This is a genomic window from Thiocapsa sp. UBA6158, from assembly GCF_002423035.1.
In the GTDB taxonomy this organism is placed as follows: Bacteria; Pseudomonadota; Gammaproteobacteria; order Chromatiales; family Chromatiaceae; genus Thiocapsa.
Genome location: NZ_DIUM01000074.1, coordinates 676 through 6302, shown reverse-complemented (window position 1 = coordinate 6302; position 5627 = coordinate 676). Strand labels below are relative to the sequence as shown.

Annotated in this window: 6 protein-coding genes, 1 tRNA gene and 1 pseudogene; all 8 read left to right on the top strand. The window is 62.6% G+C overall.

What is annotated here, in order from left to right:
• Positions 1 to 136: 136 nt before the first annotated feature.
• Positions 137 to 212: transfer RNA gene (locus B4N44_RS11120), tRNA-Trp, on the top strand.
• Positions 213 to 261: 49 nt separating this feature from the next.
• Positions 262 to 639: a preprotein translocase subunit SecE gene (gene secE / locus B4N44_RS11115; RefSeq protein WP_296700750.1), complete on the top strand. Its 378-nt coding sequence runs from the start codon at positions 262 to 264 to the stop codon at positions 637 to 639.
• 2 nt (positions 640 to 641) lie between these two features.
• On the top strand, positions 642 to 1175 hold the full coding sequence (nusG, locus tag B4N44_RS11110; protein WP_296700748.1) for a transcription termination/antitermination protein NusG: 534 nt from the start codon (positions 642 to 644) through the stop codon (positions 1173 to 1175).
• Between the two features lie 155 nt (positions 1176 to 1330).
• Complete coding sequence (rplK, locus tag B4N44_RS11105; RefSeq protein ID WP_296700746.1) at positions 1331 to 1765, top strand: 50S ribosomal protein L11; 435 nt, start codon at positions 1331 to 1333, stop codon at positions 1763 to 1765.
• Complete coding sequence (gene rplA, locus B4N44_RS11100) at positions 1765 to 2460, top strand: 50S ribosomal protein L1 (RefSeq protein ID WP_296700744.1); 696 nt, start codon at positions 1765 to 1767, stop codon at positions 2458 to 2460. Before rplK ends, rplA begins: the two co-directional genes overlap by 1 nt.
• A gap of 266 nt (positions 2461 to 2726) precedes the next feature.
• Positions 2727 to 3254 carry a 50S ribosomal protein L10 gene (gene rplJ, locus B4N44_RS11095; protein WP_296700742.1) on the top strand — a complete coding sequence of 176 codons (528 nt, stop codon included), beginning with the start codon at positions 2727 to 2729 and terminating at the stop codon, positions 3252 to 3254.
• Positions 3255 to 3305: 51 nt separating this feature from the next.
• Complete coding sequence (gene rplL / locus B4N44_RS11090) at positions 3306 to 3683, top strand: 50S ribosomal protein L7/L12 (protein ID WP_296700739.1); 378 nt, start codon at positions 3306 to 3308, stop codon at positions 3681 to 3683.
• A gap of 241 nt (positions 3684 to 3924) precedes the next feature.
• Positions 3925 to 5627: pseudogene (gene rpoB, locus B4N44_RS11085) on the top strand (DNA-directed RNA polymerase subunit beta); the annotation flags it as partial.

Genomic DNA, 5627 nt, shown 5'->3' with positions numbered 1-5627 from the left:
CGCCATCCGCGAAGGCGGCCGCACCGTCGGTTCGGGCGTCGTCGCGAAGATCATCGAGTAGTACGGGTCATCGCGGCTCGGCGGGCAGTGCTGATGGGCCTGCTCGCAGCCTTCCGCGATCGCTCCTGATCGTTTTAGGCCAGTAGCTCAATTGGCAGAGCAGCGGTCTCCAAAACCGCAGGTTGGGGGTTCGAGTCCCTCCTGGCCTGCCATACAACCCATCGCTCCGTTTAATTTATCGCTCAGGCGACACCCGATCTCATGAATTCACGTGCAGAGGCCCGAGGGGCCGGCTTGGATACCGCCAAGCTGGTAATCGCCGCGTTGTTGCTGATCGGCGGCATTTTTGCCTTCTATTTCTTCGAGGGTTACTCGGTCCTGCTTCGTGTGGTCGCGCTGCTGGTGATCAGCGGTGCCGCGGCAGCTGTCGCATTCCAGACCGAGCGCGGACGGGCCTTGTGGCAGTTCGTATCCGATGCGCGTATGGAGGTCCGCAAGGTCGTCTGGCCGACGCGTCAGGAAACGATTCAGACCACGCTGATCGTCATCGTGATGGTGCTCGTCGTGGGCATCATCCTGTGGCTCTTCGACATGATGCTGATGGCGATTCTCAGATTCCTTACCGGTCAGGGGGGCTGAGCATGTCCAAGCGTTGGTACGTGATTCATGCTTACTCGGGGTTCGAGGGACAGGTCAAGCGTTCACTCGAAGACCGTGTCAAGCGCGCCGGGCTCGAAGAGCTGTTTGGTTTGATCCTGGTGCCGACCGAGGAAGTGGTCGAGATGCGCGCGGGCCAGCAACGCAAGAGCGAGCGAAAATTTTTTCCGGGCTATGTCCTGGTGCAGATGGAGATGACCGACGAGACGTGGCACCTCGTCAAGAGCGTTCCGAAGGTGATGGGTTTCATCGGCGGGACCGGAGATCGCCCGGCGCCCATTCCGGACGCCCAGGCCGACGCCATCCTCGTGCGCCTGCAGGAGGGCGGCGAAAAGCCACGCCCCAAGGTGCTCTACGAGCCGGGCGAGGTCGTGCGGGTTGTCGACGGCCCCTTCACCGACTTCAACGGGGTCGTCGAGGATGTCGATTACGACAAGAGTCGCGTGAAGGTTTCGGTTCTGATCTTCGGTCGCTCGACCCCTGTCGATCTTGAATTTGCGCAGGTCGAGAAGGCCTGATACGCCGTCAGCGGATTGTCGCGGGTGTCTTGACGCCAAGCCCCGTTCACTGCCGTCGCCGTTCGTGCGGCGTCGATACCGAGTCCCCGCGAGGGACCTTTGTCGGGGGAGCCGAGACTCGATTCCCGGCGTCAGCACCCCACTGGAGAAAAACCATGGCGAAAAAGATCAACGCCTACATCAAGCTGCAGGTCAAGGCAGGCGAGGCGACCCCAAGCCCGCCGGTCGGTCCTGCACTTGGTCAGCACGGCGTGAATATCATGGAGTTCTGCAAGACGTTCAACGCGCGTACGCAGGAGCTCGAGAAGGGGATGCCGATCCCGGTCGTGATCACGGTCTACTCGGATCGTAGCTTCACCTTCATCACCAAGACCCCGCCGGCATCCATCCTCCTCAAGAAGGTGATGGGGATCCAGAAGGGCAGCGCGAATCCGAACACCAACAAGGTCGGCGTGGTGACGCGCGAGCAGCTCGAGCAGGTCGCCACCGCGAAGATGCCCGATCTGACCGCTGCGGATATGGATGCGGCCGTTCGCACCATCGCGGGTAGTGCCCGTGCGATGGGGCTCGATGTCGAGGGGGTGAACTGATGGCTCGTCTATCCAAGCGCATGCGTGCGATCCAAGAGCGCGTGGAGCGCGGCAGACTCTATCCGGCGGAAGAGGCATTTGCGCTCCTCAAAGAGCTGTCGCAGATCAAGTTCTCGGAGAGTGTGGATGTCGCCGTGAATCTCGGCGTCGACCCGCGTAAGTCCGATCAGGTGGTGCGCGGCTCGACCGTTCTGCCGCACGGCATCGGCAAGACCGTCCGGGTGGCGGTGTTCGCCCAGGGCGCGTCCGCGGATGCCGCGACCGAAGCCGGCGCGGATCGCGTGGGTTTCGATGATCTCGCGGAAGACATCAAGGCCGGCAAGCTTGATTTCGATGTCGTGATTGCTTCGCCCGATGCCATGCGTCTGGTCGGACAACTCGGCAAGATCCTCGGCCCGCGCGGGCTGATGCCGAACCCCAAGGTCGGCACCGTGACACCCGATGTCGCCGAGGCGGTTCGCAACGCCAAGGCCGGGCAGGTGCGCTACCGTACCGATAAGGCCGGTATCATCCATTGTCCGCTCGGCAAGGCCGATTTCGAGCCCGTGAAGTTGCGGGAGAATCTTGAAGCCTTGCTTGCGAACCTGATGCGATCCAAGCCGAGCAGCTCCAAGGGCGTTTACATGCGCAAGGTCACGGTCTCCACGACCATGGGTCCGGGGCTGACCGTGGATCACGTCGGGCTCAGTTTCTAGTTTGATCTCGCGGGGCTTGCGCCCTGCGATGTTCGGTCTTCTTTGGGGCCCCGGCGAACGCCGGGGACCGTCAAAGACCGCAGGTGTTCCCGGCCCGATAAGGACTCGGTGCAGTGGACTTAATGGCTCGCCTGCCTGCGCAGACGGTGCTCCCGAATCAGTCGTTTTGCTGGTGACGGTGCACATGATCGCCCTAGAGTGCGCGTTGGATGTGTGCCCTCGACGGCCCCGGCTTACGCCGGGTTTACCGACAAGAGGTGACGAACATGGCGCTCAGTTTTGCGCAAAAAGAAATCATCGTCGCCGAGGTCGCGGAAGTTGCCAAAGGTGCCCATTCGGCCGTCGGGGCCGAATATCGGGGCTTGACCGTGGAACAGATGACACGGCTGCGCGTGGAAGCGCGCAAAGCCGGTGTCTATGTCCGCGTCGTCAAGAACACCTTGGCCAGACGTGCGTTGCAGGATACCGATTTCGCGTGCATGAGCGAGGGGCTTACGGGCCCGTTGATTCTCGCCTTCTCGCAGGAAGACCCGGGTTCGGCGGCGCGCGTCATGGAAGCCTTTGCAAAGGACCACAACAAGGTCGAGGTGCGTTTGGTCGCCCTCGGAGGCAAGCTGCTTGATCCCTCGGAGCTCGGCAATCTCGCCAAGATGCCGACCCGCGATCAGGCGATCAGCTTGCTCATGGCCGTGATGAAGGCACCCGTGCAAAAGCTTGCAGCGACGATCAACGAGGTGCCGGGCAAGTTGGTCCGCACCATCGCCGCGATTCGCGATGCGAAAGAGGCCGCTTAGGCGGCTCCCTTGACCAGCAATTCAATTTTAGACCTATCTCAGGAGCTCACCATGGCCGTCTCCAAAGACGAGATCCTTGAAGCAATCGGCAATATGACCGTGTTGGAGGTCGTCGACCTCATCAGCGCGATGGAAGAGAAGTTCGGCGTGACCGCGGCCGCCGCCGTGGCCGCCCCGGCAGCCGGTGCCGGCGCCGAAGCCGCCCCGGTCGAGGAGCAGACCGAATTCGACGTCATCCTGGCGTCGTTCGGTGCCAACAAGGTTGCGGTCATCAAGGCCGTGCGTTCCTTGACCGGCCTTGGTCTGAAGGAAGCGAAGGATGCCGTCGAAGGCGCGCCGACGACCCTGAAGGAAGCCGTTTCCAAGGGTGAGGCCGAAGAGGCCAAGAAGCTCCTCGAAGAGGCCGGTGCCACGGTCGAAGTGAAGTAACGGCGCATTGCGTCGAATCTTCTTTCGGTGGGACCTTCGGGCTGGCGGCGAGTAGCCGCCGGCCTTTCGCCGTTGGGTTTTGACGACCCGCTTGGACGACACCGGCATGCCGGACGCTTCGTAAACGGGGCGATGTCGTCGATGAGGACCTGACCGCAGAGGTCCGACCCCGACGCCCGCGATTCGCTGCGGCGTCGACCCCCGTCCTGGACACAAGCACGTATTTCGAGGGAAAGGCATCATGGCCTATTCGTTCACCGAAAAAAAGCGCATTCGTAAAGACTTCGGCAAGCGTCCGAGCATCCTGGACGTGCCTTTCTTGTTGGCGACGCAGATCGATTCCTATCACGAGTTCCTGCAGGCCGATCGGCCGATCGGGGACCGGCGCGACGTGGGTCTTCATGCGGCCTTCAAGACCGTCTTTCCGATCGAGAGCTACTCGGGCAACGCCGTTCTCGAATACGTGAAATATCGCCTCGGCGATCCGGTGTTCGACGAGCGCGAGTGTCATCTGCGCGGCGCGACCTTTGCCGCACCCTTGCGCGTGCTGTTGCGTCTGGTGATCTACGACCGTGATGCCCCGGCGGGCTCGAAGGTCATCAAGGACGTGCGCGAGCAAGAGGTCTACATGGGCGAATTGCCGCTCATGACCGGCACCGGCACCTTCATCATCAACGGCACCGAGCGCGTNNGATCACGACAAGGGCAAGACCCACTCCTCGGGCAAGCTGCTCTTCTCCGCGCGGGTGATCCCCTATCGCGGTTCCTGGCTCGATTTCGAGTTCGATCCCAAGGATAACGTCTTCGTGCGTATCGACCGTCGCCGCAAGCTGCCGGCGACCATCCTGCTGCGCGCGCTCGGCTACGGCGTCGAGGATATCCTCGAGCGTTTCTTCGTGACCGATACCTTCCGGATCCGCGATCGCTCGGTCACGCTCGACCTGGTTCCGGAGCGTCTGCGCGGCGAGACGATCGGATTCGACGTGATGCTCGGGGAGGAGCTGCTCGTGGAATCCGGGCGTCGCGTCACTGCGCGGCACATCCGCGAGCTTCAGAAGGCCGGCGTGGAACGCCTCGATGTCCCGTCCGATTTCCTGATCGGCCGCATCCTGGCCCATCCGCAGATCGACACCGAGACCGGCGAGGTGATCGCCGAAGCGAACGCCGAGATTACGCCGGAACTCCTCGAAACCCTCTTCGAGAAGGGCATCGAGACGCTCGAAACGCTCTTCGTCAACGATCTGGACCACGGCCCCTATATCTCCGAGACCCTGCGGATCGATCCCACCACCAGCGACCTCGAGGCGCAGGTCGAGATCTACCGCATGATGCGTCCGGGTGAGCCGCCCACCAAAGAGGCGGCTCAAAACCTGTTCCACAACCTCTTCTTCACGCCGGATCGCTACGACCTCTCCGCCGTGGGGCGGATGAAGTTCAATCGGCGTCTCGGGCGCACCTCGGAGGAAGGGCCGGGCGTGATCTACGACGGACGCTATTTCAGCAATCGCAGCGACGAGCTCTCCAAGCGGCTCTACCAGGAGCAGGGCGACACCTCCGACATCATCGAGGCGCTCAAGGTCTTGGTGGAGCTGCGCAACGGCCGCGGCACTGTGGACGACATCGACCACCTCGGCAATCGCCGCATCCGTTGCGTCGGCGAGATGGCCGAGAACCAGTTCCGCGTCGGTCTGGTGCGGGTGGAGCGTGCAGTCAAGGAGCGTCTGTCGCTCGCCGAGTCCGAGGGGCTCATGCCGCAGGAGCTGATCAACGCCAAGCCGGTCTCGGCCGCGATCAAGGAGTTCTTCGGCTCGAGCCAGCTCTCCCAGTTCATGGACCAGAACAATCCGCTGTCCGAGGTCACCCACAAGCGTCGTGTGTCGGCACTCGGCCCGGGTGGTCTGGCCCGCGAGCGCGCCGGGTTCGAGGTGCGCGACGTGCACCCGA